The following is a 25,120-nucleotide window of genomic DNA, read 5'->3' as shown; positions in this document are numbered from 1 at the left end:
GCCGTTAGTGTACTACAGGAGCCGCGGCAGCCGATATGCGGCCGATCGCGGTCTCAACCCATACTCCCACGGGTATCGGGACGGACTCACGGCTTCGGCTTCCTGGCGACGTCGTCCCGCAGATACACCGGCAGCGCCTGTTCTGCCGGGACGCTTGTGCCCAGGGCGTGAACCCTGGCACCGAGCCGCGCGACCGAGCCGGCGCGGGGGAAGCGCCCGCTCAAAATCGAGGCCAGGCGCCCGCCGGCCAGGCCGCTCAGACGAGCCTGGTAGGTGGCCCAGCCGCTGCCGGTTCCGATGCCGACGCCCTCCGCCGGCGAAAAATCCGCCTGCCCGGGCGGCAGGACGCGCTCCTCTCCCAGCAGCGCCGGATAACCTTCCGCATCCCGGCGATAGACGGCGAAATAGACCTCCGCCATCCGCGCGTCGATGCAGGGAAAGGCATAGTCGCCGCCGGTTTGGCCGATCGCCTCGTCCGCCAGGGCGGCCAGGGTCGAAACCGGCGCGACAGGAAGATCCAGCGCGAAGGCGATGCCCTGCGCCACCCCGGCGGCGATGCGGACCCCGGTGAACGACCCCGGCCCGCGCCCGAAAGCCAGGGCATCCACCTGCCCCAGGACCAAGCCCGCTTCCGCCAGCAGCGATTCCAGCATGGGCAGGATCAGCCGGTTGTGCTCCCTCGGCGCCAACTGGTAGCGCTCGAGAATGGCGCCGTCATGGCAAAGTGCAGCCGAACACGCTTCGGTCGCGGTTTCGATGGCGAGTACGATCATGGCTCGGATTCTGTTGGAATACGCTACTTGTGGCGAAAGGGCAGTTTAACTCAGCGCGGCGGTCTGCCTGCAGACCTCCCTCAGCCCCGTACCCGTTATAATCGCCGCTCCCCCCGGCAGCCCGAACCTTTCTCCCGATGGACGACGCTCAACTCCTCCGCTACAGCCGCCAGATCATGCTTCCCGAGGTCGACGCCGAAGGCCAGACCCGGCTGCTCGGCGCCAGCGCGCTCATCGTCGGGCTGGGCGGGCTCGGCTCGCCGGCCGCCATCTATCTGGCCGCCGCCGGCGTCGGCAGGCTGGTCGTGAGCGATTTCGATACGGTCGATCTCTCCAACCTCCAGCGCCAGATCGCTTTCGATACGGCGGACATCGGCCGGGGCAAAGCCGAAGCCTGTACCGACCGGCTCCGCCGGATGAACCCGGATGTCCGGATCGAGCCGATGTCGGAACGCCTTTCCGCATCGGCCTTGCACGATTGGGCCGGCGCGGTCGACGTGGTTCTGGATTGCTCGGACAATTTCGCGACCCGGTTTGCGGTCAACGCGGCCTGCGTGGCGACCCGTACCCCGCTGGTATCGGGCGCGGCGATCCGCTTCGAGGGACAGCTTGCCGTATTCACGCCGGGCGATGGCGAGCATCCCTGCTACAACTGCCTGTATCCGCAGAGCGGCGAGCTCGATGCGAGCTGCGCCCGCAACGGCGTCGTCGCGGCGCTGCCCGGCATCATCGGCAGCATGCAGGCCCTGGAAGCCATCAAACTGCTGCTGGGCCTCGATACCGTCCGTAGCAACCGCCTTGTGGTGTTCGACGCGCTGCGGCTGGAATGGCACGAAATCAAGCTGGCGCGGAACCCCGCCTGTCCGACTTGCGGCCATCGGTGAGCCGCCCGGGACCAGCCGGAAAATGCTAGCATCGGACCGAGCCATCCCGTCCCCTTCGATCCGGCAGCCGATTCGTGAAATCCAGCACCCCGCGCCATGGCCGTGGCGCCGTCAGCAACGCAGCCTCCCGCTACTCCGGCACGACTCGGGAAGCCGTGGACGACGGCTGGTTTCCGGAAGAACCCGCGGCGCTGGCGACACAGGTCGGCGTCGAAACCTCCCGCTCCGTCATCGCCCGCAACCAGTCGCCCGACCTCCCCTTCGACCAGTCTCTGAATCCCTATCGCGGCTGCGAGCACGGCTGCATCTATTGCTATGCCAGGCCCAGCCATGCCTACCTGGGACTCTCGCCGGGACTGGATTTCGAAACCCGGTTGTTCACCAAACCCGATGCTCCCCAGTTGCTCGAAAAGGAGCTGGCCCATCCCAACTATCGGTGCTCGCCCCTCGCCCTGGGCGCCAACACCGATCCCTACCAGCCCATCGAGCGCCAGTGGCGAATCACCCGCCAAGTGCTCGAAGTCCTGCAGCGCGCCCGCCACCCGGTGACGATCACCACCAAATCCGCCCTGATCGAGCGCGATCTGGACATCCTCGGCGAGATGGCGGCGGCGGGCTTGGCCAACGTGCAGGTTTCCATCACCACGCTGGACAAGGCGCTGGCCCTGAAGCTCGAACCCCGCGCCTCGGCCCCGCACCGGCGGCTGCTAGCGGTCGCGCGCCTCGCTGCAGCCGGGGTGCCGGTGAAGGTGATGATCGCACCGGTCATTCCCTGGCTCACGGACAGCGAGATGGAACGCATCGTGGAAAAGGCGGCCGAGCACGCCGCCGTATCGGCGGGATACATCCTGTTGCGGCTGCCGCGGGAAGTCGAATCCCTGTTCGCGGAATGGCTGAACGCGCACTACCCGCTGAAAGCCGCTCACACTCTCAGCCTGGTCACACTCGCCCACGGCGGCAAAATCTACGACTCTAGCTTCGGCCGGCGGCAGGTCGGCAGCGGCGACTATGCAGGTCTCCTCGCCCGCCGCTTCCTGCTTGCACTCAAACGCCACGGCCTGACCGCCGAGCTGCCTGCCCTCGATGCCGGCGCCTTCAGAGCGCCCGAAGGCAAGCAGCTCGACCTGTTCAGATGACCCTCACCCGCCGCCATCCCAGGGCTGACGGGTGCAGGCCAGCGGCGCGAGGGATGCGGTGGACCCTCTAGGAACCGGGGAACCGGGGAACCTGTCGGATGGGAAAATTGGGAAGGCAAGCGAGGTGAAAGCGGCGGATTCGTCCTTCATTTTCCGCACTTGGCCGAAGGCGTGTTTCCGCGCTTTTTCCGTACGGTCGCTGCCTTGAATCGCGAGTGATTGAATTTATGGCGTCCCCAGGGGGATTCGAACCCCCGTCGCCGCCGTGAAAGGGCGGTGTCCTGGGCCTCTAGACGATGGGGACAGGACTGATGTCCATCTTTTGGTTGGTGGAGCCAGGGAGGATCGAACTCCCGACCTCAACAATGCCATTGTTGCGCTCTCCCAGCTGAGCTATGGCCCCAACCGAAGTGGAGCAACCATTATAAGATCGAACCCCATGTCCGTCTAGTCTTTTTTTGCTTCGATGTACTGCAAAGCCCGGTCGATGCGATTCAGTGTACGCAACTGGCCCAGCAAACAAAGGGTTACGTCCATCGGCGGCGACACGGCAGTGCCGGCCACGGCCACCCGCAGCGGCTGGGCGACAAGGCCCAGCTTCAACCCTAAATCCTCCGCGGTAGACACGAGCACGGCGTGCAGAGGTTCCTTCTCCCAGTTTTCGACGACGGCGAGCCGGCGCCGCACTTCTTCGAGCACCGGCACGCTGGCCGAGGTGAGGTTCTTCTGGGCGGATTTCGGGTCATAGTCGTCGAAGTCCTGGTAAAAGAACCGGCTGGCCTGCGCCATCTCCACCAGGGTCTTGCAACGTTCGCGCTGGGCCAGCACGATGTCGATGGGATCGGGACCCTCCGTCGGATCGATGTCCAGCCGCCCGAGGTGCCAACGCAGGTGATGGGCGACATGCGCGGGATCGGAATGCATCAGGTAATGATGGTTCAGCCAGAGCAGCTTGTCGGGGTTGAAGGTCGAAGCCGAGTGGTTGATGTCGCTGGCTTCGAAATATTCGATCATCTCATCGATCGAGAAAATTTCCTGGTCGCCGTAGGACCAGCCCAGACGGACCAAGTAGTTGAGCAAGGCTTCCGGCAGATAGCCTTCGTCGCGATATTGCATGACGCTGACCGCCCCGTGGCGCTTCGACAGGCGCGCACCGTCGGCGCCGAGGATCATCGGCACGTGGCCGTAATGCGGAAGTTCGGCACCCAAGGCCTTGAGGATGTTGATCTGGCGCGGGGTGTTGTTGACATGATCGTCGCCCCGAATGACGTGGGACACTTTCATGTCCATGTCATCCACCACCACGGTGAAGTTGTAGGTCGGGGTGCCGTCCGAGCGTGCGATGATCAGGTCGTCGAGTTCGCTGTTCTGGAACGCAATGCGCCCGCGCACCAGGTCGTCCCAGGCCACTTCCCCTTCGACCGGATTGCGGAAGCGGATCACCGGAGACACGCCCGGCCTGGGCTCGGTACGATGGCGGCAGCGGCCATCGTAACGGGGCTTTTCCTTGCGCTCCATCTGTCCTGCCCTCAGTTCCTCCAGTTCCTCCTTGGTGCAGTAGCAGCGGTAGGCATGCCCCGCCTCCAGCAACTGCTCCATCACCTCGCCGTAGCGGTCGAAGCGATGGGTCTGGTAGAACGGCCCCTCGTCGTATTCCAACCCCAGCCAGGTCATGCCTTCGAGGATGGCATTGACGGACTCCACCGTCGAGCGCTCCAGGTCCGTGTCCTCAATGCGCAGGATGAAGGTGCCGCCATGCTTGCGGGCATACAGCCAGGAAAACAGCGCCGTTCTGGCGCCGCCGATATGGAGGTGGCCGGTCGGGCTGGGTGCGAAACGTGTGCGGTGGGTCATCCCTAGAACCTGATGGGTGAGCGGTGGATTGGAAAAGAGGCCAATGATACCAGACCGGCCGAGGCGGACGGCTTCAGCGGTGATAGCGGGTGGGATCGGCGATGCCGGCCCGCTCGAACCCTTGCCGGCGCAAACGGCAGGAATCACAAACGCCGCAGGCTAGGCCTTCCGCATCGGCGGCATAGCAGGATACCGTCATGGCATAGTCGATGCCGAGAGCCGTACCGGTACGGATGATGTCGGCCTTGGAAAGATCGATCAGCGGTGTGTGAATCCGGAACCGCCCGCCTTCGACACCGGCTTTGGTCGCCAGATTGGCGAGCTGCTCGAAGGCCCGGATGAATTCCGGCCGGCAATCGGGATAGCCGGAATAGTCGACGGCATTGACGCCGATAAAGATATCCGTCGATTCCAGCACTTCGGCCCAGCCCAGCGCAAAGGCGAGGAACACGGTATTGCGGGCGGGAACGTAAGTGACCGGGATCCCGTTCTGCGGATGATCGGGTACGGCGATGTTGAGATCGGTCAGCGCCGATCCGCCGATCGCATCGAGGCCGATGTGGACGGTCTTGTGCTCGATTGCCCCCAACGAGTGGGCGACGCGCCGGGCGGCCTGGAGTTCGGCGCCGTGCCGCTGGCCGTAATCGAAGCTCATGGCATGGCAGGCGAAACCCTCGCGCCGGGCGATCGCCAGCGTGGTGGCGGAATCGAGTCCGCCCGACAACAAGACGACGGCAGGTTTCATCATCGCCCCGGCCTGTCGCCCCAGAGCAGCTTGTGCAACTGGAGCTGGAATCGAACCGGCAGCCGGTCCCGCAGGATCCATTCGGCGAGCTGCGCCGGCTCCAGCGAGCCGGCCACCGGAGAAAACAGCACTTCGCAGCGCTCGGCGAGCCGGTATTCGTTCAGCTTCGCCACGGCCCAATCGTAATCCGCCTGGTCGGTGATGACGAACTTGAGCTGATCGCCCGCCCGGAGCGAATCGACATTCTCGTAGAGGTTGCGGGAAACTTCGCCGGAACCGGGGGTCTTCAGGTCCACCACCCGCACAACCCGGGGATCTACGCCGGCAACATCATGCGCGCCGCCGGTCTCCAGCGACACCTCGTAGCCTTCGTCGCACAAGGCCGCGAGCAGCGGCAGGCAGGCTTTCTGCGCCAGCGGCTCGCCGCCCGTCACCGTGACATGGCGCACGCCGTAACCGCCGACCCGTTCGAGGATCTCGGCGATACTCATGCGCTGTCCGCCACTGAAGGCATACGCCGTATCGCAATACACGCAGCGGAGCGGGCAGCCGGTGAGACGGACGAACACGGTCGGCAGGCCGACCGTGCGGGTTTCGCCCTGGAGCGAGAAGAAGATTTCGGTGATGCGGACGAGGGTTTCCGGCACGGCCTTTAGCGCTTCTCCTGCTGCAATTTCTGGAGCCGCTTTTCGGCTTGCTTGGCCGCGGTGGAACCCGGATAGCGCTTGATGACGTCGTTCAGCATCTGCTTGGCGCTGGCTGCCTGGCCGGTATCGGACTCGATGTAGGCCAGCTTGAGCGCCGCGTCCGAAACCTTGGCGCTTTGCGGGAAGTTCTTGATCAGTTTCTGGAAGGCATCCTTCGCGCTGGTGAAGTCGCGGTTGACGTAGTAGGCCTCGCCCAGCCAGTACTGGCCGTTGTCGGCATAGTCGCCGCTGGGATAGCGCGCGGTGAAGCTCTTGAATTCCTTGATGGCTTCGGCGTACTTGCCGTCCTTGAGCGTGCCGAAGGCCTTTTGGTAGGCCGCTTCTCGAGCCGCACCGTCGGATACGGGGGGCGGCGCGACGGGCCTGCTCGTCGGCGCCGGCACCGGGGTAGCCGCCGCGGCGGCGGTTCGGGTCTCGCTGCCACTCCCGGCGTCTTCGGCGCCGGCATCCGGGGCATTCGCCCCGGCGCTCTCAGACGACGCTGGAGCCGGGGCGGCACCGCCGGCTCCCTGCCGGATCCGCTGATCGAGATCGGTGTACATGGCCTGCTGCTGGCTCTTCAGCGTCTCCAGCTTGTGGTTGACCTCTTCGAGCTGGCCGCGGGTCTTGGCCAGCTCGCGCTGCAGGCGCTCGATCTGGCCGTTCAGCTCCATCAGCACCTGGCCGGAAAGCTTTCTTTCCAACTTGGCGACGCGCTCGTCCAAGGTTTCCGCGCCATAGGCGCCGGCATCGTAGCCGCCATAGCCCTGCTCCGCCCATACCGGGACGGCCAGCAACAGTCCGGATAGCGTCAACAGAACAGGTATCGGCTTCATAAGATCAGTTTCCCGGATAAACGATTTCGACGCGGCGGTTGCGCGACCAGGACGATTCGCCGCTTCCGGAGTCCGCCGGCTTTTCTTCGCCGAAGCTCACGATCTGCATCTGGCCGTCGCCGACGCCTTGAAAATGCATGGTGTTGGCAACCGATCGCGCACGCTGTTCGCCCAACGCGATGTTGTACTCGGGCGAGCCGCGTTCGTCGCAATGGCCTTCCAGCGTCACTGTGACGTTGGGATGCGAAGCCAGATAAGCGGCATGGGCGTTGATCACCGAAACATACTCCGGAAGCACCTCGCTGCTGTCGTAGCCGAAGTAGACCACACGCTTGGAAAGCGGGCTGGAGGGATCGTTCAGCGCCGGATCGCCCGCGCCGCCGTAAGCCCCTCCCTTGCCGCCATAGGCGCCGCCGGTTCCGCCGTAAGCCTTGCCGGCCCCGCCGCCCGCGCCGTATTTGCCGATCTGCGGACCGCCCGGACCGCCGCCCTCCAAACCCACGCCGGCTGCATCATCCGGCTTGACCTCTTCCGTCTTGGAGCACCCTGCCATCAGCAGCGATGCCGACATCAATATCACCAAACCCGTTCGAATACACTTCATATTGCCTACCTTTCCAAAACCTCAAGATTTAAGGCCGGTGACGGTGCCATCAAGGCGACCACGCCGGCTCCCGCACAGCGCCGCCCTCGATCCGCAAGCTCTGACGGACCTTGCCGTCGATCGACACCGCCGCCAGCTGCCCCCGCCGCGCCGCGTACAGAATCATGCTGCCATTGGGCGCGAATCCGGGCGACTCGTCCAGGGGGCCATTGGTCAGGACCCGGAGCGCGCGGCTGGCCAGGTCCATCACCGCGATCCGATAGTCGCCGCCCTTGCCATGCACCATGGCGAGGCTGCGCCCGTCCGGCGAGAACACGCCTCGGGCGTTGTAATCCCCGTCATAGGTCAGCCGCTCGGCCGCTCCGCCGCTTGCCGACACCAGATACAGCTGGGGCTTGCCGCCGCGATCGGAGGTGAACACGATGGAGCGGCCGTCCCGGGACCAGTTCGGTTCGGTGTCGATCCCGCTGTAGTCGGTGATCTTGTTCAGCGCGCCCGATCCCAGGTTCATGACGTAGATGTCGGGGTTGCCGCCCTTCGACAGGGTCAGCGCCAGCTTCGACCCATCCGGAGAGAACGCCGGCGCGCCATTGATGCCCGGCGCGTCCGACACCTTGCGGCGCTCGCCCGTCGCCAGGGTCTGGACGTAGATCGCCGAAGTCCGGGTTTCGAACGAAACATAGGCGATCTTGGTGCCGTCGGGCGACCACGCCGGCGACATGATCGGCTCGTTCGAAGCGATGACGCTCTGCGGGTTGTAGCCATCGGTATCGGCCACCTGCAGGTGGTAGCGCCGGCCGGCGCCTTCGCCCGACACGCTGACGTAAGCGACGCGAGTGGCGAATGCACCGGGCTCGCCGGTGATCGCCTTGTAGATCACGTCGGCGATGCGGTGGGCCGCCTGGCGGGTTTCAGCCCGGCCGAAGGGCAGCTTGTAGCTGATCACCAGCGTGCCGCGGATGACGTCCACGACATGGAAATCGGCTTCGTATCCGCCGCCGCCCGGCTGGATCTGCCCCACCACAACGAAATCCTGGCCCAGGGCCTGCCATGCGGCTTGCTGAATCTGGTCCGGTGCCGTCGGCCGCTCCCGCATGGCGCTCTCCGCCAGCGGCCGGAACCTGCCGCTGCGCTGCAGATCGGCGGAAACGATCTGGCTGATGGCGTCGGTCAAGCCTTCCTGGTTGGCGAAGGGCACGATGGCTACCGGAATCGCACCCTCTACGCCTTGGCTGATCTGAACCTGGAGCTCCGCCGCGGCCGAACCCGCAACGAAAAGCAACAGGAACGAAACCCAACGGGCGATCGCGCACGCCTTGCTCATGCTCTGTACCTTGACTCGACTAACCGGAAGGATCGAATTTGAACGTGAAAGACCTGAGTTCTGCTGCGACTTTGGGATCGGAAGGCATGGGTAGAGGGGACGCCTTTTTCACCGCGCTCTCCGCGGAACGATCGAAAGCCGCATCCCCGCTGCTCTTGACCACGCGGGCTTCCACGACGGTTCCATCCCCAAGTGTTCGTACCTGGATTATACAGGACAGCCCGGCTCTGGCGGCAGGCGGCTTGAGCCACAAGCCTTCCACGCGGGGTTTGATGTAACGGTTCGCCCATTGGTTGGCTTCCCGTTCCACCAGCTCCTTGTGTTCCTTGTTGATCTGTTCGTCGAGCTCGGCCCTGCGCCGCGCATCCTCGGCCGCCTTCTTTTTCGCTTCGGCCGCAGCCCTAAGCCGGGCCTCTTCTTCGATTTCCCGCCTTGCCTCTGCCGCGGCTCTCGCTTTGGCCTCTTCCGCGGCCTCACGCTTGGCTTCGGCCTCCGCCTGTTTGCGGGCATCTTCTGCGGCCTTTTTCCTGGCTTCCGCCGCCGCCCTGGCCTTGGCTTCCTCGGCCGCTCTGCGCCGGGCGTCGGCTTCGGCCTTCTCGCGTGCCTCGGCCTCCGCCTTCTGTTTGGCCGCGGCTGCTTTGAGCCTCGATTCTTCGAGCGCCTTCTGCCGGGCTTCCGCCTCGGCCCTTTCGCGCGCCGCTTCGGCGGCTTTCTGCTTCGCCTCGGCTTCGGCCCTGGCCTTGGCTTCCTCGGCCGCTCTGCGCCGGGCCTCGGCTTCGGCCTTCTCGCGTGCCTCGGCCTCCGCCTTCTGTTTGGCCACGGCTGCTTTGAGCCTCGATTCTTCGAGCGCTTTCTGCCGGGCTTCCGCCTCGGCCCTTTCGCGCGCCGCTTCGGCGGCTTTCTGCTTCGCCTCGGCCTCCGCCCTGGCCTTGGCTTCCTCGGCCGCTCTGCGCCGGGCCTCGGCTTCGGCCTTCTCGCGTGCCTCGGCCTCCGCCTTCTGTTTGGCCGCGGCTGCTTTGAGCCTCGCTTCTTCGAGCGCCTTCTGCCGGGCTTCCGCCTCGGCCCTTTCACGCGCCGCTTCGGCGGCTTTCTGCTTCGCCTCGGCCTCCACCCTGGCCTTGGCTTCCTCGGCCGCTCTGCGCCGGGCCTCGGCTTCGGCCTTCTCGCGTGCCTCGGCCTCCGCCTTCTGTTTGGCCGCGGCTGCTTTGAGCCTCGATTCTTCGAGCGCCTTCTGCCGGGCTTCCGCCTCGGCCCTTTCGCGCGCCGCTTCGGCGGCTTTCCGCTTCGCCTCGGCTTCGGCCTTCTCGCGAGCTTCTTCCGCCGCCCTTTCTTTCGCCGCGGCCTCCGCCTTCCGTTTCTGGTCTTCCTTGCGCGTCTGCTCGGCGAGCTTCTTCGCTTCCATTTGCCGCCGCCTCTCTTCTGCGGCCTTCTCGGCCTCACGCCGTTCCGCATCGAGCCGTTTCTGTTCGGCCATCCGCCGGCGCTCGGCCTCCCTGCGTTCGGCCTCGATTTGCTGAGCGCGTCGGGATTCCTCCGGACTCGGGGTTGGAACGGACTCGGGCCGTTCGGGCGGCTCAGACTGGGGAACCGGCTCGGCGGCAGTTTCCGCCGGTGGGGCCGTTTCGGTCTTGAGCCTCTCGGCCTCAGCGGCGATACGGGGATCGTCGAGGACCACCGCCTCGATGATTTCAGGTCGAGGCGCTTCTGCCGATCGTTGCGAAGATTCGAACTTCAGCGCGAACAGGCTCAGCAGTACGGCATGGAGCGCCAGCGCCAGCGCGAAGGGCCCGCGCAGCCGGCGGAGACGGGGATCGGCCATCAATCTTCGACGGGATTCGTCATCAGTCCGACCTGGGGCACGCCCGAGTTCTTGAGCGCGGCCATGACCGTGATCACCCGGCCGTAATCCACGGATTTATCACCCCGGATCAGGACGGCGGTGCCCGGTTTCTCGGCCAGGGCGCGGGTCACCTTCTCGGTCAGGCTGGCAGGGTCGACCGGAATGTCCTCCTGGTTGGTCGCATCCAGGTAGAGCTGGCCGTCCTTGTCGATGGTGACGATGATCGGTTTGTCCTGATTGGGGTCGACTGCCCTCGCCTCGGCCTTGGGGAGGTCGACGTCGACGCCGGATTGGAGCATCGGCGCGGTCACCATGAAAATGATGAGCAGCACCAGCGAGACGTCGATGTAGGGCACGACGTTGATTTCGGCCATGGGCCGGCGGCGATCACGCCTGGATCCCGAGGAAACGTTCATTTCGTATGGGCCTGCCGGTGCAGCAAGCTCAGGAATTCCTCGGTGAAGGACTCGTAGCGATTGGCCAGCCGGGAAATGTTGGTCGAGTACCGGTTGTATGCGATCACCGCCGGGATCGCCGCGAACAGCCCCATGGCCGTGGCGACCAGCGCCTCCGAAATGCCGGGCGCCACCATCGCCAAGGTCGCCTGTTTGACCGAGCCGAGCGAGCGGAACGAATTCATGATGCCCCATACCGTGCCGAACAGTCCGATGTAGGGGCTGGTCGATCCGACGGTGGCAAGAAACGGCAGTCTTTCGTCCAGCTTGTCCAGCTCGCGGTTCAGCGCCACGCGCATCGTCCGCTGGGTGCCCTCCATCACCGCCTCCGGCATGATGCCGCTCTGCTGCCGCAGGCGGCCGAATTCCTTGAAGCCCGCCAGAAAGATGAGTTCCATGCCGCCGCACTCGTCGCTTTCCGTCGCCAGTTGGCGATACAGATCGGCCAGATCGATGCCCGACCAGAAGCGGTCTTCGAACGCCATGGAGGTCTGTTCGGCCCGCCGGATTTCGCGATATTTGCCGAAGATGAACGTCCAGGAGATCACGGACGCCGCGATCAGAATGAACATGACGATCTGGACGACCAGGCTGGCTTCCTTGATCAGGGTAATGATGGACAGCTCAGAATTCATTTTTGCTCTGAGAGTTAAGGTAATGGGATGGCTGAAGTCGTGGGAACCGGCATGCGGCAGGAGGTTGACCGAAAGGATTTTGCATTCCGGATACTGGCTAGTGTAAGAAATAGCGGCCACGCGCATCAAGCCGCGATGACGGAGACGATGGTTCCGGCGGGACGCGGCCCCACGCCTTTCCGGCCGTCGGGAACCGGCAAGCCGGCCGGATTGGTTCAGAGAGGTTAGATGCTAAAATGCCGTAGCAGCATGTTCATGGACTTGTCACCCGGCCCGCCCCCAACCGCCTGCCACGAGGACCCTCTTTGGAAACCCACGCCATGAAAGAGCCGGACTACAGCCTTTACGTGAAGGCATTCACCCGCCTATTCGAAGCCTACGACGCCGCCGCCCCCTATCTGGGACTGACCGACGATTTCAAATATTACGTCAACCGCAAGCGGAGCTGGCTGGAACGGCTGAAGTCACCGGAGTTCCCGGTCGCGTTCCTGGGCGCGTTCTCGGCCGGCAAGAGCACGATCATCAATGCCGTGCTCGGCAATGACATCCTGCCCCAAGCGACCAAATCGTTCACCGCCATCCCCACCCTCATACGCAAAGGCAAGGCTGCCAAAGCCGTCATTCATTACCTGGATGAAAACGAGCGCGAAGAGCTGAAGGATCTATACCTTGAGGAGCTTTCCAAGGAGCTGCGCAAGAGCTGCGAGGGCTACCGCAGCTTGAGCCGGGGCGAGCTGTTGAGCCAGTTGAGCCGGGACATCGAGCAGCACAAGGGCCAGTTCGGGTCTTTCAACAAACAGAAGTTTTTCGACGAGCTGAAGACCCTCATCCACGGCTGGAGCAAACTCAGCGGGGCAGTCAAGGAAATCGCCTTGGAAGAACTGCCGAGCTACGTCACCGAAGATTACGAGGACGTGCTTTTCGTCAACCAGGCGGAAATTTTCCTCACCGACGTCAGCATTCCGGAAAACGTGGTGCTGGTGGACCTGCCGGGGCTGGGCGTGGTCAATCCGCGCCACCGCAAGGTCACCAAATCGTACGTGGAAAACGACGCCAAGGCCTTCGTCATCGCCATGAAGGTGTTCCACCTGTTGGAAGGCGAGGAGATCGAACTGCTCGCGGAAATCCACAGCCAGCGCAAACGCGTGCTGCAGCGGGCATTCTGGGTCATCAACCAGTGGGACGTGCTGAGCGCGCAGCAGAAAAAAGAAGAGCAGGTCAACTTCGGCCAGAAGATCGACCGCTACGGTTTCCATATTGCCAAGGACCGCGTTTTCCGGGTCTCTGCGCTCAATTACCTGCTGCTGAAACTGATTCAGGACGGCCGTCTGGAGCAGAGCAGCGGCATCCGCGAACATGCGGACGCCCTCCAAAAAGCCATCGGAAAGATACCGGAGCGCCACGAGGCCGAGCGCTATCTCAAGTCGCTGGAAGAGGCCAAGAATTTCGCCGCATTCCGTACCGGCCTGTTCGATTACTTGGCACATACCGCCCGCGCCGAATTTCTCGACGAAGCCCGCAGCGAGTACCTGGACTTGGCGAAAAGATTGCGGGAACACCTGGAACCCTTCCACCAGAGTTACCTCAACACGAGCGACGACAGCATGAAAAACACCTTCATCGCCAGCGAATTGTCGCGCCGCCAGGACGAAGTATTGCGGCGCCTGCGTTCCACGGTCGAAGAGCACGTCAAGGCGTTGCGCACCGAGGTGCTGCCGGAATTCGTGTTCTGGCGTGACGAGGACCAGGAACAGCTTGGCCAGCAGATCACCCATGCGATCGACACCCTGGACCGCAAGGCGCTCAAGAACGAGCTGCTGAAAGGCCTGGACCTGCACAGCGTGGTCAGCCGCCTGCCGCACAAGATCGAGGAAAAGCTGCACATCCAGCACACCTTCCGCAGCCAGTTGCAGCATTTGCTGGAAGAACAGATGGTGCGCCGCCATCTGGCGCAACTGCTGGAAGACATCGCCGCGACCGACGCCCTGCCGCCCGAGGTGCTGACGGTGCTGCAGGACCGGCTGAGCGGCCGCGACATGCTCAACCGGCTGAAGGGCATGTGCGACGTGTTCCTGTTCGAGTACGGCGAAGTCATCGACGACCTCGGCCGCGACATCATGGCGCAGGCCGCCGGCGATGCCGGCCGCAACAGGGACGATGTCCTGGCGCAGGTACAGAAAAACGCCGATCGGGCGCTGGAAATCGCCAGAACCATGCATCTGATCGGCCCCCACGAAGGAGCGCAGCAGATGCTCGCCCTGGGGCTGGACAAGCTGCGCCGCATTCGGGACAGTCTCGCCGATGCCGCGCCGGTACAGCTCACGGCCGCGACGATCCGGGGCGACGAAATCGACCGGGCCCTGGATTGCTACAAGGCCGGCCTGCTCGAATATACCCGCCGGCAGCAGGTACAGATCAACAAGTTCGCGCGGCGGGGCATCAAGAATTACTTCGAAGAATTGGAAGGCGAGTTGCTGGGCTATTTCGAATCCATCAAGGGCGAAATCGCCAAGACCATCATGAAACAGCTCACCCGCGATCTCGACGCCGAGCTCAAGGCCGAACTGGACAAACAGAAGGCGGTCCGGGATGCCTACATGGTTGTGACCGCCGCGGTCGGGCCGGAACGGCGTTCCGTCGAAGGCTCCTGAAAAAACATCTCCTCCGCATGAGAAAGCGCGTCTGCGCCGGCGTGCTCGCGGCCGCCTGCGCCGGATGCGGGACGCAACAGACCTGGATATACCGGCCCGAGCCGGCTGCGGAGCGCCGCCCCCTGCTGGTTCTGACAGTCGCGGTACCGCCATTCCAGGACGCACGGGCGCATGCCAATACCGACGAGCTGATGCATTACGCCATGCCCCTCTTCCCGTTCGGCTGGCAAGACCTCTCCCAGCCCGAGTACGCTCAACGGCACGCGAATACCGGGGCATGGCTATGGAAACCGGACGAGGACCTGGCCCGGGCGACCGTGGCGGAACTCGACGGGGCCCGGATATTCAAACAGGTCGCATTCAGCCGCGGCGGCGGCGAAGCCGATCTCAAGCTCGAAGGCACGGTGAAATCGACCCAATATCGTTCGAAAATGTTCAGTTACGGGCTGTCGGTGTTCGGCCCGCTATTCTGGGTCTTGGGCGCGCCTTCGGACAGCTTCGACGACGAACTGGTCCTCGCCTTCCGGCTCAGGGAAAACGGCAACGGCAAGGTCCTGTGGGAAAAGGAGTATTCCCGGCAGATCGGCAAGACGAGCTGGATCTACGACGTGCAGGACGATTTCCGCTATCCCGAACTCGCCAAGGCCATCCTCAGGCAACTCGCGGACGACCTCGGCGCCATCGCGGACATGAACGGACGTGGGCTGCCGGTAAGTGGAAAATGAGCTAGCGTACCGTCCCCAACATTTCTTTACTTTCTGAACGGTAGTAATTTGGGTGGGTACGAGGGTCAGCGAAGAGTCGCTATCGCGACGATGATTTGAATCGGGTTTCCGCACCCGAAGGCGGGTAACTTTTCTTTGCTCGGCCAAAGAAAAGTCACCAAAAGAAAGGCCGCCCGACTGCCGCGAGAGCCCCCGAGTGCCAAAGCTTTGTCGGGAACATTACGCTAGCGAGGAATTCAGCCGACCTCCCGCAGCCGTTTCAGGACGACCTCCGGCACGGCTTGCGGCCGGAAACTGTCGGCGGCCAGACAGACGATCCGCACCCTCCCCTCGCACAGCGTGACGCCCTCCCGCATCACCCGCTGAACGAAGCTGAAGCTCGCCGGCCTCGCCTCCACCAGTTCCGCGCTAACCTGCAAGGCGTCGTTGAAACGCGCGGGCTTGAGGTAGTCGGCCTGCACCGAACGCACCGCGAAAATCACGCCCCATCGCTCCCGCAGACTGTCCTGCTCGAACCCCAGGGCACGCAGCCACTCGGTGCGGGCACGCTCCATGAATTTCAGATAGTTGGCGTAATACACCACGCCGCCGGCGTCGGTGTCCTCATAGTAGACCCGCACCGGCCAGACGAACGCTTCACTCATCGCCGAACAATTCCTCGTTGACGGTTGTCCGTTGCGGCGGCTTCAGTCCGAAATGGAGGTAGGCATGACGCGTAGCGATACGACCGCGCGGGGTGCGCATGATGAAGCCCTGCTGGATCAGATAGGGCTCCAGTACGTCTTCGATCGTGCCGCGTTCCTCGCCGATGGCGGCGGCGAGGTTGTCCAGGCCGACCGGGCCGCCGTCGAATTTTTCCATCATCGTCAGCAGCAGTTGCCGGTCCAGCTGATCGAAGCCGTTCGGGTCGACATCCAGCATTTCCAGCGCGCGGCCGGCCACCGCCTCGGTAATCCGGCCGTCGGCCATGACCTGGGCGAAGTCCCTCACCCGGCGCAGCAGCCGGTTGGCGATGCGCGGCGTGCCGCGGGCGCGGCGCGCCACTTCCAGCGCCCCTTCCGGGGTGATCTCGCTGCCCAGGATCCGGGCGGATCGGGCGACGATCCGGCCCAGCTCGTCGACGGTATAGAACTCCAGCCGGTGCACGATGCCGAAACGATCGCGCAAGGGCGAAGTCAGGAGCCCGGCACGGGTGGTCGCCCCGACCAGGGTGAACGGCGGCAGATCGAGCTTGATCGAGCGGGCGGCGGGGCCTTCGCCGATCATGATATCGATCTGGTAATCCTCCATCGCCGGATACAGCACTTCTTCCACCACCGCGCCGAGGCGGTGTATCTCGTCGATGAACAGCACATCGCGCGGTTCAAGATTGGTCAGCAGGGCCGCCAGGTCGCCGGCTTTTTCAAGCACGGGACCGGAGGTGTGGCGCACGTTGACGCCCAGCTCGTTGGCGATGATGTTGGCCAGGGTCGTCTTGCCCAGGCCCGGCGGGCCGAAGATCAGCACATGATCCAGCGCCTCGCCGCGCCCCAGCGCCGCCTGGATGAAGATGGACATCTGCTCGCGCATGGCGCGCTGGCCGACGTAATCCTCCAGCCGCTTGGGACGGATGGCGCGGTCGATGGCCTCTTCGTCCCACTGCCCCGCCGCACTCACCAGCCGCTGCGTCATGGATCGGGCTCCTTCAGCGCACCGCCGACTGCAGCGCCAGCCGGATCAGGTCTTCCGCGCTGCGGCCTTCGGCGGCCTGCTTGGCCACCAGCGTATTCGCCTCCTGCGGCTTGAAGCCGAGCGCGATGAGGGCGCTGACGGCTTCGTCGGCCGGATCGACGACATAGGACTGAGGTGCGCTGCCGGAAAAATTTCCCGCGGCCACGGACGGCACGCCGAGGTCCAGCCGGTCCCGCAGCTCGATGATGAGGCGTTCGGCGGTCTTCTTGCCGATGCCGGGAAGCCGGACCAGACGCGCCGAATCCTGCCGCTCCACGCAGGCCCGGAAATCATCCACCGAGATGCCGGACAGGATGGCCAGCGCCAGCTTGGCGCCGATGCCGCTGACCCGGATCAGGCTGCGGAACAGGCTGCGCTCGGCCTCGGTACCGAAGCCGAACAGGCTGTGGGCGTCCTCGCGGATCTGGAGATGAGTGTAGAGCCGCACCTCGGCGCCGATCTCGGGCAGGTTGTAGAAGGTAGACATGGGCGCGTCTATCTCGTACCCCAAACCCTGCACGTCGATCAACAGTGCCGGCGCGCGCTTGGCGACCAAGATTCCGCGAACGAAGCCGATCATCGTTGCGCCATCCGGTTCATGCGGTTCAAGGTCTGCTGATGATGCAGATGGCAGAGGGCCACACCCAGTGCATCGCTGGCATCCATCGCAAGGGGAGTCTCATGCCCTAACAGGAAGCAAACCATGTGCTGCACCTGGACTTTGTCCGCACCGCCCTTGCCGACCAGGGCGAGCTTCACCTGGCGGGCAGCATATTCGTGCACCGCCAGTCCGCGCGACACACCGGCGCAGATCGCCGCGCCCCGGGCATGGCCCAGCTTGAGCGCCGAATCCGCGTTCTTGTGCATGAACACCTGCTCCACCGCCATTTCCTCCGGCTTGAATTCCTCCACGATCCGGCTGATCCCCTCGAAGATCCGGCGCAGACGCTCGGGAAAATCGTTGGTCTCGGTGCGTATGCACCCCGCCGTCACCAACACCGGCTTGCCGGCCCAGTCGAGGATGCCATAGCCGGTGACGCGGGAACCCGGATCGATGCCGAGGACGCGCCTCATCGCGCCGGCTCAGCCCAGTTCGGCAAGAATGTCTTCGCCGATATCCGCATTGGAATAGACGGCCTGTACGTCATCCAGGTCCTCCAGGCGTTCGAGCAGGCGAATCATCTTCTCCGCGTCTTCCTTGTCCAGCTTGACGCTGGTGCTGGCGCGCATGGTGACTTCCGCCGCCTCCGGCGTGAGTCCCGCGGACTGCAGCGCATCGCGCACCGCTTCGAACTGGTCGGGCGCCGTGAGCACGTCCACCGAGCCATCCTCGTTCACCACCACATCGTCGGCGCCGGCATCCAGCGCCGGCTCCATCACCCGGTCCTCGCCCAGATCGGCACCGAAGCTGATGACCCCCGTCTTGGCGAACAGATAGGCGACCGAACCGTCCGTGCCCAGATTGCCGCCGGCCTTGGAAAAGGCATGGCGGACCTCGGCCACGGTGCGGTTGCGGTTGTCGGTCAGGCAGTCGACCAGCACGGCGATACCGCCGGGCCCGTACCCCTCGTAGCGGACTTCTTCGTAGCTATCGCCGTCCGCGGCCCCCGAACCTTTCTTGATGGCACGCTCGATGGTGTCCTTCGACATGTTGGCGACCAGCGCCTTGTCCACGGCCGTGCGCAGGCGGGGGTTGTTTCCGGGATCGGGACCGCCGGTACGCGAGGAGACGGTGATTTCGCGAATGAGCTTGGTGAACAACTTGCCGCGCTTGGCATCCTGGGCCCCCTTGCGATGCTGGATATTGGCCCATTTGCTATGACCCGCCATAGTGCTTTTCAAGACCTCCGGACTGATTAAATCACGCAAGTCTAACACTGCGAGCCGGGTCGAATCGACCGGCAGCCTTGTCCAATGACACATGAGCCTGAACGAGGGTGTGTATTTCCAGCGTGAGATGAGCCTGAAGGGGCGAGGGTTGGGATCATGGAGACATGATCGTGACCTTACAGACCCAAAACCTCCGAACCCTCGCCCAGGTGCGGGCCTTCGTGGCCGGTGCCGAGGCGGTTTCCTTCCAACTGACCGATCGGGAAAGCGCCTACGTGTCAGGTCCAGGCTGATTGCGCGGTGGTTTAATGAACAAATCGGGTTTATCAGCGTACCACTGTTTCATGGCGTCCATGGGGCAACGATGTCCCAAGGCTTTCTGAGGCAAATGATGGTTGTAGAGCCAGGCATACCTGAGCAGCGTGGATTCCAGGTCTTGTGCGCTGTTGTAACGGCGTGTGGCGAGCACCTGGGCGATGCGGCCATTGAAGCGTTCCACCATGCCGTTGGTTTGCGGGGTTCACGGCTTGGTCAAGCGATGTTCGATACCGAGCGCAGAGCCGGCCCCGGAAAATAGGACAGCCGCTTAGGTGAGGTTTCTGTTCTAATCACCGGCCCTAGGAAGGGCATCACCGGCCCTAGGAAGGGCTGAAATCGGAGAACAAAGATGAAGAGAAAGAGAAGAAATCACTCGGCGGCCTTTAAGGCCAAGGTGGCCCTGGCAGCGCTCAAAGGCGATAAGACGTTGGCGGAGTTAGCGGAACAGTTTGAAGTTCACGTCAACCAGATCACGCAGTGGAAGAGCCAGTTGCAGGAGCGGGCGAGCGACGTGTTCGCCACAGCCGCGGAACGCAGTGAGTCGAGCGGGCCAGACGTGAAGGAACTCCACGCCAAGATCGGGCAGTTGGCGATGGCGAATGATTTTTGAGTCGCCGCGCTCGGTCGCGTCGGCGATGCGAGCGCAAAACGATGATTGACCGGTCTGACAAGCTCCCTGTGGTGCGCCAGTGTGAATTGCTGGAGCTATCCCGCTCTTCGGTGTATTACGTGCCCCAGCCAGTTTCAGAAAGCGATCTGGCCTTAATGCGTCGGATCGACGAGTTGCACATCAACCATCCGTTTGCTGGCGCCCGCATGCTGCGCGACCTGCTGCGCCTGGAAGGCATTCAGGTGGGCCGCCGGCATGTGTCCACGCTGATGAAGAAGATGGGCATCGAGGCGCTGTATCGACGGCCGAACACCAGCCGGAAGCATCCGCAGAACCCGATCTTCCCCTATCTGCTGCGCGGTCTGGAGATCACCAGAGCGAACCACGTAGGGGCCATGGATATCACCTCCATCCCCATGCGCAAAGGCTTCGTGTACCTGGCTGCGGTACTCGACGGGGCGACCCGGCGGGTGCTGTCTTGGCGACTGTCCAACAGCCTGACCACGGACTTCTGCATCGAGGCCGTCGAGGAAGCTCTACAGCGTCATGGCAAGCCGGAGATCTTTAACACCGACCAAGGCAGCCAGTTCACCAGCACAGAGTTTGTCGATCTGCTCCAAGGTCAAGGTCTCCGAGTCAGCATGGACGGCAAGGGCCGCTGGGTCGATAACGTATTTGTCGAACGGCTTTGGAAAAGCGTGAAATACGAGGAAGTTTACTTGCATGCTTACGACTCAGTTTCTCAAGCAAGGCAAGGCTTACAAAGCTATTTCAAGTTTTACAATGAACGGCGGCCTCATTCATCGCTTGATGGCAAGACCCCGGATAGCGTGTACTTTAATTCGCTGCCACTCCAGAAGGCAGCCTAAACCGCAGAAGCCCACTTAAGCCCGGTAAAATCCTGTCTAAAAAACCGGGGCCACCGCAGAATATATTCATACTCCCAAACATGGCTCCTGGCTCAACCTGATCGAGTGTGCCTTCTCCAAGATGGCTCGAACCTTCCTTCGCCACATCCGGGTCACCTCAAAGGCCGAACTCAAGGAGCGGATTCTCAAAGGCATCGCCGAGTTCAACCAGACCCCTGTCCCGTTCCGCTGGAAAAAGTTCGACTTGGGGCTTGCATGATTTGTCACTGTTTTTATGGAACGTACTACTAGTCATGACCCTTTCCCTATGATGCAGCCTGACTCGAGAAGTCCTGCCGCCCTCTTCACCCCGACCGAACGCGAGATCCCCGTTGAACTCCAATCCTCAAACCACGAAGCGTTTAGCCGCCATGGCCATCGTTCTGGCCGTCGTTTCCGGAACGTCGGCTGCCCCCGCCCAACCCCCCGAGCCGTCGCCCTCCCTCGTCCCCGCTGTCACTGACCGGCTCCCGCTGCCGTTGCCCCGGACCTTCGAGCGGCGCGAGGACATTCAGCCGTTTCAACAAACGGTACGGTTCACGATCGGCAACGAGGAAAAGGAAGGCTATGCGGAGATTGCCGTACCAGCCCGGCACCGGCTGGTCATCGAGCATGTTTCCGCGTTGATGCAGGGGCCTTCCGGGCAGAGATATTTCGCGTCCTTGCGGACGACCGTCCGGCGCGAAGAGACGAGTTGGCACTATCTGGTCCTATCCCCGCAGTACAGCGGGGCCGGGATCGATGTCTATGCGGCCGCCCAACCGATGCGGGCGTACGCCGACCCCGACGGCCTCCCGATGCGATTCTCGGTCAGCCGCGGCATGGACGACAGCGGGACGGTCTCCGTCGACGCCACGGTCTCCGGTTATCTGCTCGACCGATGGTAGAGACGGAAGTTGGATGTTGATTCTGTAAGTGTCGATCGCGCGATCATTAAAATGATGACCAGAGGTTTGTACCGGCCCCGATCGTGTCGAGCCTGCGCTCTTAGCGTTTCCCGCCCACCGCTGCGGGGATCACGGCGCATCCAAGGCGGGATAATCGGTGTAGCCCTCGGCGCCACCGCCGTAAAAGGTTGCCTCGTTCCATGTGTTCAAAGGAGCGCCCCGCCTGAAACGCTCGGGCAGATCGGGGTTGGCGATGAACAGTCGTCCGAAGGCGACGAGGTCGGCGCGGCCGGCTTCGAGACAGGCGATGGCTTTGGCTTGGTCGTAGCCGCCACAGACGATCAGCGGGCCGCGGAACGTTCCCCTGATCATCGCCATGATGGCTTCGTTCCGCGGGTCGGGACTCGCGACCGGTGCGTTTCCGGCCACGGAGGGCTCGACGACATGCAGGTAGGCGAGTTTGAAGTCGTTCAGACGTTCGGCCACGTAGCCGAATGTCGCTTCGGGGTCCGCATCCCCCATGTCGTTGAAGGTGCCCAGGGGCGACAGCCGCACGCCTACCCTGTCGGAACCCCAGACTCCGCACACCGCCTCCAGAACCTCCATCAACAGACGCGCCCGGTTTTGCGGGGAGCCGCCGTAGGCGTCCTCGCGCCGGTTGGTTGACGAATTGAGGAACTGGTCGAGCAGATAGCCGTTGGCGGCATGCACTTCGACGCCGTCCATGCCGGCTGCCAGGGCATTGCGGGCGCCATCACGGTATTGGCCGACGATGCCGGGCATCTCGTCGAGCTCCAGGGCTCGCGGGGTGACGAAGGGCACCAGCTCGCCCTTTCCTTCGGCATTGGCGATGAAGGCCATGCCGCTCGGCGCGATCGCGGACGGAGCGACCGGCAGCGCACCGTCCGGCTGCAAGGCGGGATGGGAAACCCGGCCGACATGCCAGAGCTGCATGAACATCAGGCCGCCGGCCCCGTGCACGGCATCGCTCACCAGACGCCAACCTTCCACCTGTTCCGCGGAATGGATGCCCGGCGTCCAGGCATAACCCTGGCCTTGGCGGGAAACCTGGGTGGCCTCGGAAATGATCAAACCGGCTCCGGCGCGTTGCCGGTAGTACTCCGCGTTCAACACCGTGGGCACATTGCCCGGCTGTCCGGCGCGAGAGCGGGTCAGGGGCGCCATCACTATGCGGTTCTTGAGGGTGTAGGGACCGAGCCGGAAGGGCTGGAACAAGGGGTTCGTCATGACGGACAGCTCCTGTCGAGATAAACGAGTCGAGGATCATTTGGCGGAAGTCGCCTTGGCGACCGCCATTCTCAGCCGGTCCGCCAAAGGGTTCGTGACAGTATGGCGGATCAGGATATCCACCGGGTCCACGATCCGGCCGTAAAAGGCGGAATTGAGACCGTCCCGCGGTGTGATGACCGCGCCTTCCAGGGTCAGCCCGCCGTAAATCCCCTTGGCCCGGCTGAACTGCAGGATGTCCACGGTCGCCACCTGGCTGCCCGTACCCACCGGTCCGGCGGCGATGCTGGCATCCACCCCGAGCTGGAACTTGGAGCTGAGCAGCGCATTCATGCCACCTTCCGTCATCACCATCATGATGACGTCGGTCAGCTCGCCGCCGATCTGCAGACCCGCGGTCACGGCACCGGCCGTATAGAACGCCGGGTACCCCCATTCGCCGGTCTGCTTGTCCTTGACCAGCACCACGGCATTGCCGCCGGAACCGCCGAAAATGAAACCCAGCTTGAGCACCTGGGGTGCGATCACCAGAGCCCTCGCATCCTTCACGTTGTCGCGGAACCAGCCCATGTTGGGGTCGGCGACGAATTCGTTGAAGGTGATGGTGGCGTCGCGCAGGAGATCGTTCGCCTTGTCGCGGTCGTCGGCCCCGGCAAGGCCGGAGGCGCACAGCACCGCCAGCAGGACGAGGCGTTTCAACAAATGTTGCGGGGAAAAACTGGCCATAGCGGATATATCCCTGGGATGGTAATGCGACAAAAAGTTTACGCCTGTTCCAGGCAAGACGTATGCCCGGAACGGAAGCGGCGCCGATTGACCCGATTCAAGGGAGCCCATAAGCTTCAGTAGCCGCCGGCACGGCGTACCGCTCGAAGTCATCGGTGGACAACACCGCAAATCTGGGAACACCGGGCTCACGCCATGAAAACACTGCTCGCCACCAACGCAGAAATCCTGGTCACGATGGACACCGAACGGCGGGAGCTGAAAAACGCCGGCATCTATGCCGAGGACGGCATCATCAAGAAGGTCGGGCCGGTCGGCGAGCTGCCGCAGGCGGCCGACACGGTCATCGACCTGTCCGGCCAGATCGTGCTGCCGGGTTTCGTCAATTGCCACCATCATCTCAACCAGACCCTCACGCGCTGCCTCCCCGCCGCCCAGAACAACAACCTGTTTCCCTGGCTGCAGGCGCAGTACCGGATCTGGGCCCGAATCACGCCCGAGGCTTCACGGCTGAGCGCGCTGGTGGGACTGGCCGAACTGGCGCTGAGCGGCTGCACCACGGTGTTCGACCACACCTACCTTTTCAAGAATGGTAACAGCGCCGATTGCCTGATCGACGCGGCTCGGGAAATCGGCATCCGCTTCCATTGCAGCCGCGGCTCCATGTCGCTGGGCGAATCCAGAGGCGGCCTGCCGCCGGACGACTGCGTCGAGGACGAAGACTTCATCCTCAAGGACACCCAGCGCGTCATCGAGACCTATCACGACGCCTCCCACGGCGCCATGACCCGAATCGTGATCGCCCCCTGCGCGCCATTCACCGTGACGCCGGAGCTGCTCAAGGAATCCGCCGCGCTGGCCCGCCACTACAAGGTCGGCCTGCACACCCATCTGTGCGAGACCCTCGACGAGGAACGCTATACCCTGAGCCGATTCGGCATGCGTCCGGTCGAATGGATGGAAACCGTGGACTGGCTGGGCGAGGACGTCTGGTTCGCCCATGCGATCCATGTCGACGACGACGAGATCCGCCACTTCGCCCGCTGCGGCTGCGGCGCTGCGCACTGTCCTTCCTCCAACATGCGGCTGGCTTCCGGCATCGCGCCGATCAAGCAGTACATGGAGGCCGGCGTCAACGTCGGGCTGGGCGTGGACGGATCGGCCAGCAACGACAGCTCGAACATGATGCAGGAAGTCCGCGCCGCCTTTCTGCTGGCCCGCCTGAAGATGGGCCTGCGGCCGCCGGAAGGTCCGGCGAAATACATGCACCTCTCGCCCTCGCACCCGAAACGCTCGAACGAATGGATGACGGCGCGGGAAACGCTGGAACTGGCGACGCTGGGCGGCGCCAGGGTGTTGGGGCGCGGCGACATCGGGGCGATCGCCGAAGGCATGTGCGCGGACTTCTTCAGCCTGGACCTGCATACCGTGGATTTCGCCGGCGCCCTCCACGATCCGGTCGCCGCGGTGGTGTTCTGCGCCCCGCAGAAGGCCCGTTACACGGTCGTCAACGGAAGGGTGGTAGTCGATCAGGGCCGCATGGCCACGGTGGACCTGATGCCGGTGATCGAGCAACACAACCGGTGGAGCATTGGCATCGCCAACGATGTGTGATTCGCCATGACGCCAATCGCCATCTGCGCCGGACAGGCGCCGAAAAATGAGAGTTGCCTCCGTTGATACAAGTGGATTTGTTATACCTGAATCCGTGTTGTCTTCAGCGCGTACCCGCTCC

General features: G+C 63.5%; 25 protein-coding genes, 2 tRNA genes and 2 pseudogenes. 9 read left to right on the top strand and 20 right to left on the bottom strand.

The window, feature by feature from the left end:
• Positions 1–86 precede the first annotated feature (86 nt).
• Positions 87–773 (bottom strand): tRNA (adenosine(37)-N6)-threonylcarbamoyltransferase complex dimerization subunit type 1 TsaB, encoded by a 687-nt coding sequence (gene tsaB, locus GNH96_RS06360; RefSeq protein ID WP_169602906.1) that lies wholly within the window; start codon positions 771–773, stop codon positions 87–89.
• Positions 774–910: 137 nt separating this feature from the next.
• On the opposite strand from tsaB, the gene GNH96_RS06355 reads away from it, so the two are divergent.
• Both GNH96_RS06355 and GNH96_RS06350 read left to right on the top strand, forming a co-directional pair.
• Complete coding sequence (locus GNH96_RS06355; protein ID WP_169602905.1) at positions 911–1,657, top strand: HesA/MoeB/ThiF family protein; 747 nt, start codon at positions 911–913, stop codon at positions 1,655–1,657.
• 74 nt (positions 1,658–1,731) lie between these two features.
• Positions 1,732–2,793: a PA0069 family radical SAM protein gene (locus GNH96_RS06350; RefSeq protein WP_169602904.1), complete on the top strand. Its 1,062-nt coding sequence runs from the start codon at positions 1,732–1,734 to the stop codon at positions 2,791–2,793.
• A gap of 228 nt (positions 2,794–3,021) precedes the next feature.
• Here GNH96_RS06350 and GNH96_RS06345 read toward each other — a convergent pair.
• The 11 genes from GNH96_RS06345 to tolQ form a co-directional block, all read right to left on the bottom strand.
• Positions 3,022–3,097 (bottom strand) — tRNA-Glu (locus GNH96_RS06345).
• A 23-nt stretch (positions 3,098–3,120) separates the two neighbouring features.
• Positions 3,121–3,196 (bottom strand) — tRNA-Ala (locus GNH96_RS06340).
• Between the two features lie 44 nt (positions 3,197–3,240).
• Complete coding sequence (gene gltX / locus GNH96_RS06335; RefSeq protein WP_169602903.1) at positions 3,241–4,647, bottom strand: glutamate--tRNA ligase; 1,407 nt, start codon at positions 4,645–4,647, stop codon at positions 3,241–3,243.
• Between the two features lie 73 nt (positions 4,648–4,720).
• On the bottom strand, positions 4,721–5,395 hold the full coding sequence (gene queC / locus GNH96_RS06330; protein WP_223163476.1) for a 7-cyano-7-deazaguanine synthase QueC: 675 nt from the start codon (positions 5,393–5,395) through the stop codon (positions 4,721–4,723).
• The gene (gene queE, locus GNH96_RS06325; RefSeq protein WP_169602902.1) at positions 5,392–6,039 is read right to left on the bottom strand and encodes a 7-carboxy-7-deazaguanine synthase QueE; all 648 of its coding nucleotides are present in this window, start codon (positions 6,037–6,039) and stop codon (positions 5,392–5,394) included. The genes queC and queE overlap by 4 nt, the downstream gene beginning before the upstream one ends.
• A gap of 5 nt (positions 6,040–6,044) precedes the next feature.
• A complete protein-coding gene (gene ybgF / locus GNH96_RS06320; protein WP_169602901.1) occupies positions 6,045–6,914 on the bottom strand; it encodes a tol-pal system protein YbgF in 870 nt (289 codons plus the stop codon).
• Positions 6,915–6,918: 4 nt separating this feature from the next.
• Positions 6,919–7,485 carry a peptidoglycan-associated lipoprotein Pal gene (gene pal / locus GNH96_RS06315; RefSeq protein ID WP_228720039.1) on the bottom strand — a complete coding sequence of 189 codons (567 nt, stop codon included), beginning with the start codon at positions 7,483–7,485 and terminating at the stop codon, positions 6,919–6,921.
• Positions 7,486–7,567: 82 nt separating this feature from the next.
• Positions 7,568–8,842 (bottom strand): Tol-Pal system beta propeller repeat protein TolB, encoded by a 1,275-nt coding sequence (tolB, locus tag GNH96_RS06310; RefSeq protein WP_169602899.1) that lies wholly within the window; start codon positions 8,840–8,842, stop codon positions 7,568–7,570.
• A gap of 19 nt (positions 8,843–8,861) precedes the next feature.
• Complete coding sequence (tolA, locus tag GNH96_RS06305) at positions 8,862–10,661, bottom strand: cell envelope integrity protein TolA (protein WP_169602898.1); 1,800 nt, start codon at positions 10,659–10,661, stop codon at positions 8,862–8,864.
• Positions 10,661–11,098: a protein TolR gene (gene tolR / locus GNH96_RS06300; protein WP_169602897.1), complete on the bottom strand. Its 438-nt coding sequence runs from the start codon at positions 11,096–11,098 to the stop codon at positions 10,661–10,663. The genes tolA and tolR overlap by 1 nt, the downstream gene beginning before the upstream one ends.
• Positions 11,095–11,772 (bottom strand): protein TolQ, encoded by a 678-nt coding sequence (tolQ, locus tag GNH96_RS06295; RefSeq protein ID WP_169602896.1) that lies wholly within the window; start codon positions 11,770–11,772, stop codon positions 11,095–11,097. The genes tolR and tolQ overlap by 4 nt, the downstream gene beginning before the upstream one ends.
• A 320-nt stretch (positions 11,773–12,092) precedes the next feature.
• On the opposite strand from tolQ, the gene GNH96_RS06290 reads away from it, so the two are divergent.
• On the top strand, positions 12,093–14,423 hold the full coding sequence (locus GNH96_RS06290; protein ID WP_169602895.1) for a dynamin family protein: 2,331 nt from the start codon (positions 12,093–12,095) through the stop codon (positions 14,421–14,423).
• A gap of 17 nt (positions 14,424–14,440) precedes the next feature.
• Positions 14,441–15,148, top strand: a complete 708-nt coding sequence (locus tag GNH96_RS06285; RefSeq protein ID WP_169602894.1) for a hypothetical protein — start codon at positions 14,441–14,443, stop codon at positions 15,146–15,148.
• Between the two features lie 236 nt (positions 15,149–15,384).
• On the opposite strand, the gene ybgC is transcribed toward GNH96_RS06285, so the two are convergent.
• From ybgC to GNH96_RS06260, 5 genes are read right to left on the bottom strand one after another with little or no spacing between them, the layout of a single operon-like run.
• Entirely contained in the window at positions 15,385–15,792 is a 408-nt protein-coding gene (gene ybgC, locus GNH96_RS06280) for a tol-pal system-associated acyl-CoA thioesterase (RefSeq protein WP_169602893.1), read from the bottom strand.
• Positions 15,785–16,819 (bottom strand): Holliday junction branch migration DNA helicase RuvB, encoded by a 1,035-nt coding sequence (gene ruvB, locus GNH96_RS06275; RefSeq protein WP_169602892.1) that lies wholly within the window; start codon positions 16,817–16,819, stop codon positions 15,785–15,787. The genes ybgC and ruvB overlap by 8 nt, the downstream gene beginning before the upstream one ends.
• 13 nt (positions 16,820–16,832) lie before the next feature.
• Complete coding sequence (gene ruvA, locus GNH96_RS06270; protein ID WP_169602891.1) at positions 16,833–17,438, bottom strand: Holliday junction branch migration protein RuvA; 606 nt, start codon at positions 17,436–17,438, stop codon at positions 16,833–16,835.
• Complete coding sequence (gene ruvC, locus GNH96_RS06265) at positions 17,435–17,932, bottom strand: crossover junction endodeoxyribonuclease RuvC (protein ID WP_169602890.1); 498 nt, start codon at positions 17,930–17,932, stop codon at positions 17,435–17,437. Before ruvC ends, ruvA begins: the two co-directional genes overlap by 4 nt.
• Positions 17,933–17,941: 9 nt before the next feature.
• A complete protein-coding gene (locus GNH96_RS06260; RefSeq protein ID WP_169602889.1) occupies positions 17,942–18,688 on the bottom strand; it encodes a YebC/PmpR family DNA-binding transcriptional regulator in 747 nt (248 codons plus the stop codon).
• A gap of 164 nt (positions 18,689–18,852) precedes the next feature.
• On the opposite strand from GNH96_RS06260, the gene GNH96_RS16175 reads away from it, so the two are divergent.
• Positions 18,853–18,981: a hypothetical protein gene (locus GNH96_RS16175; RefSeq protein WP_267313392.1), complete on the top strand. Its 129-nt coding sequence runs from the start codon at positions 18,853–18,855 to the stop codon at positions 18,979–18,981.
• Here the strand turns inward: GNH96_RS16175 and GNH96_RS06255 are convergent.
• Positions 18,960–19,241: pseudogene (locus GNH96_RS06255) on the bottom strand (integrase core domain-containing protein); the annotation flags it as partial. The gene GNH96_RS16175 and the pseudogene GNH96_RS06255 sit on opposite strands and share 22 nt — an antisense overlap.
• A gap of 114 nt (positions 19,242–19,355) precedes the next feature.
• Here GNH96_RS06255 and GNH96_RS06250 point away from each other — a divergent pair.
• The 3 genes and pseudogenes from GNH96_RS06250 (at position 19,356) to GNH96_RS06240 (ending at position 21,411) form a co-directional block, all read left to right on the top strand.
• A protein-coding gene (locus tag GNH96_RS06250) for an IS3 family transposase (protein WP_169602888.1) occupies positions 19,356–20,485 on the top strand; the annotation gives its coding sequence in 2 pieces (ribosomal slippage) (positions 19,356–19,614 and positions 19,614–20,485; 1,131 coding nt in all).
• Between the two features lie 58 nt (positions 20,486–20,543).
• Positions 20,544–20,744, top strand: a pseudogene (locus tag GNH96_RS06245) (IS630-like element ISCARN21 family transposase); the annotation flags it as partial.
• A 151-nt stretch (positions 20,745–20,895) separates the two neighbouring features.
• Positions 20,896–21,411, top strand: coding sequence for a hypothetical protein (locus GNH96_RS06240; RefSeq protein ID WP_169602887.1), 516 nt, complete (start codon positions 20,896–20,898; stop codon positions 21,409–21,411).
• A gap of 129 nt (positions 21,412–21,540) precedes the next feature.
• Here GNH96_RS06240 and GNH96_RS06235 read toward each other — a convergent pair whose 3' ends face one another.
• A complete protein-coding gene (locus GNH96_RS06235) occupies positions 21,541–22,659 on the bottom strand; it encodes an alkene reductase (protein ID WP_169602886.1) in 1,119 nt (372 codons plus the stop codon).
• 36 nt (positions 22,660–22,695) lie between these two features.
• Complete coding sequence (locus GNH96_RS06230) at positions 22,696–23,358, bottom strand: lipid-binding SYLF domain-containing protein (RefSeq protein WP_228720038.1); 663 nt, start codon at positions 23,356–23,358, stop codon at positions 22,696–22,698.
• Positions 23,359–23,580: 222 nt separating this feature from the next.
• Here GNH96_RS06230 and GNH96_RS06225 point away from each other — a divergent pair, with 222 nt between their 5' ends.
• On the top strand, positions 23,581–24,999 hold the full coding sequence (locus GNH96_RS06225; RefSeq protein ID WP_169602884.1) for an 8-oxoguanine deaminase: 1,419 nt from the start codon (positions 23,581–23,583) through the stop codon (positions 24,997–24,999).
• Positions 25,000–25,120 lie beyond the last annotated feature (121 nt).

Source organism: Methylococcus geothermalis (assembly GCF_012769535.1).
In the GTDB taxonomy this organism is placed as follows: Bacteria; Pseudomonadota; Gammaproteobacteria; order Methylococcales; family Methylococcaceae; genus Methylococcus; species Methylococcus geothermalis.
The sequence above is the reverse complement of the archived record's forward strand: the minus strand, read 5'-3'. Positions and strand labels throughout refer to the sequence as shown.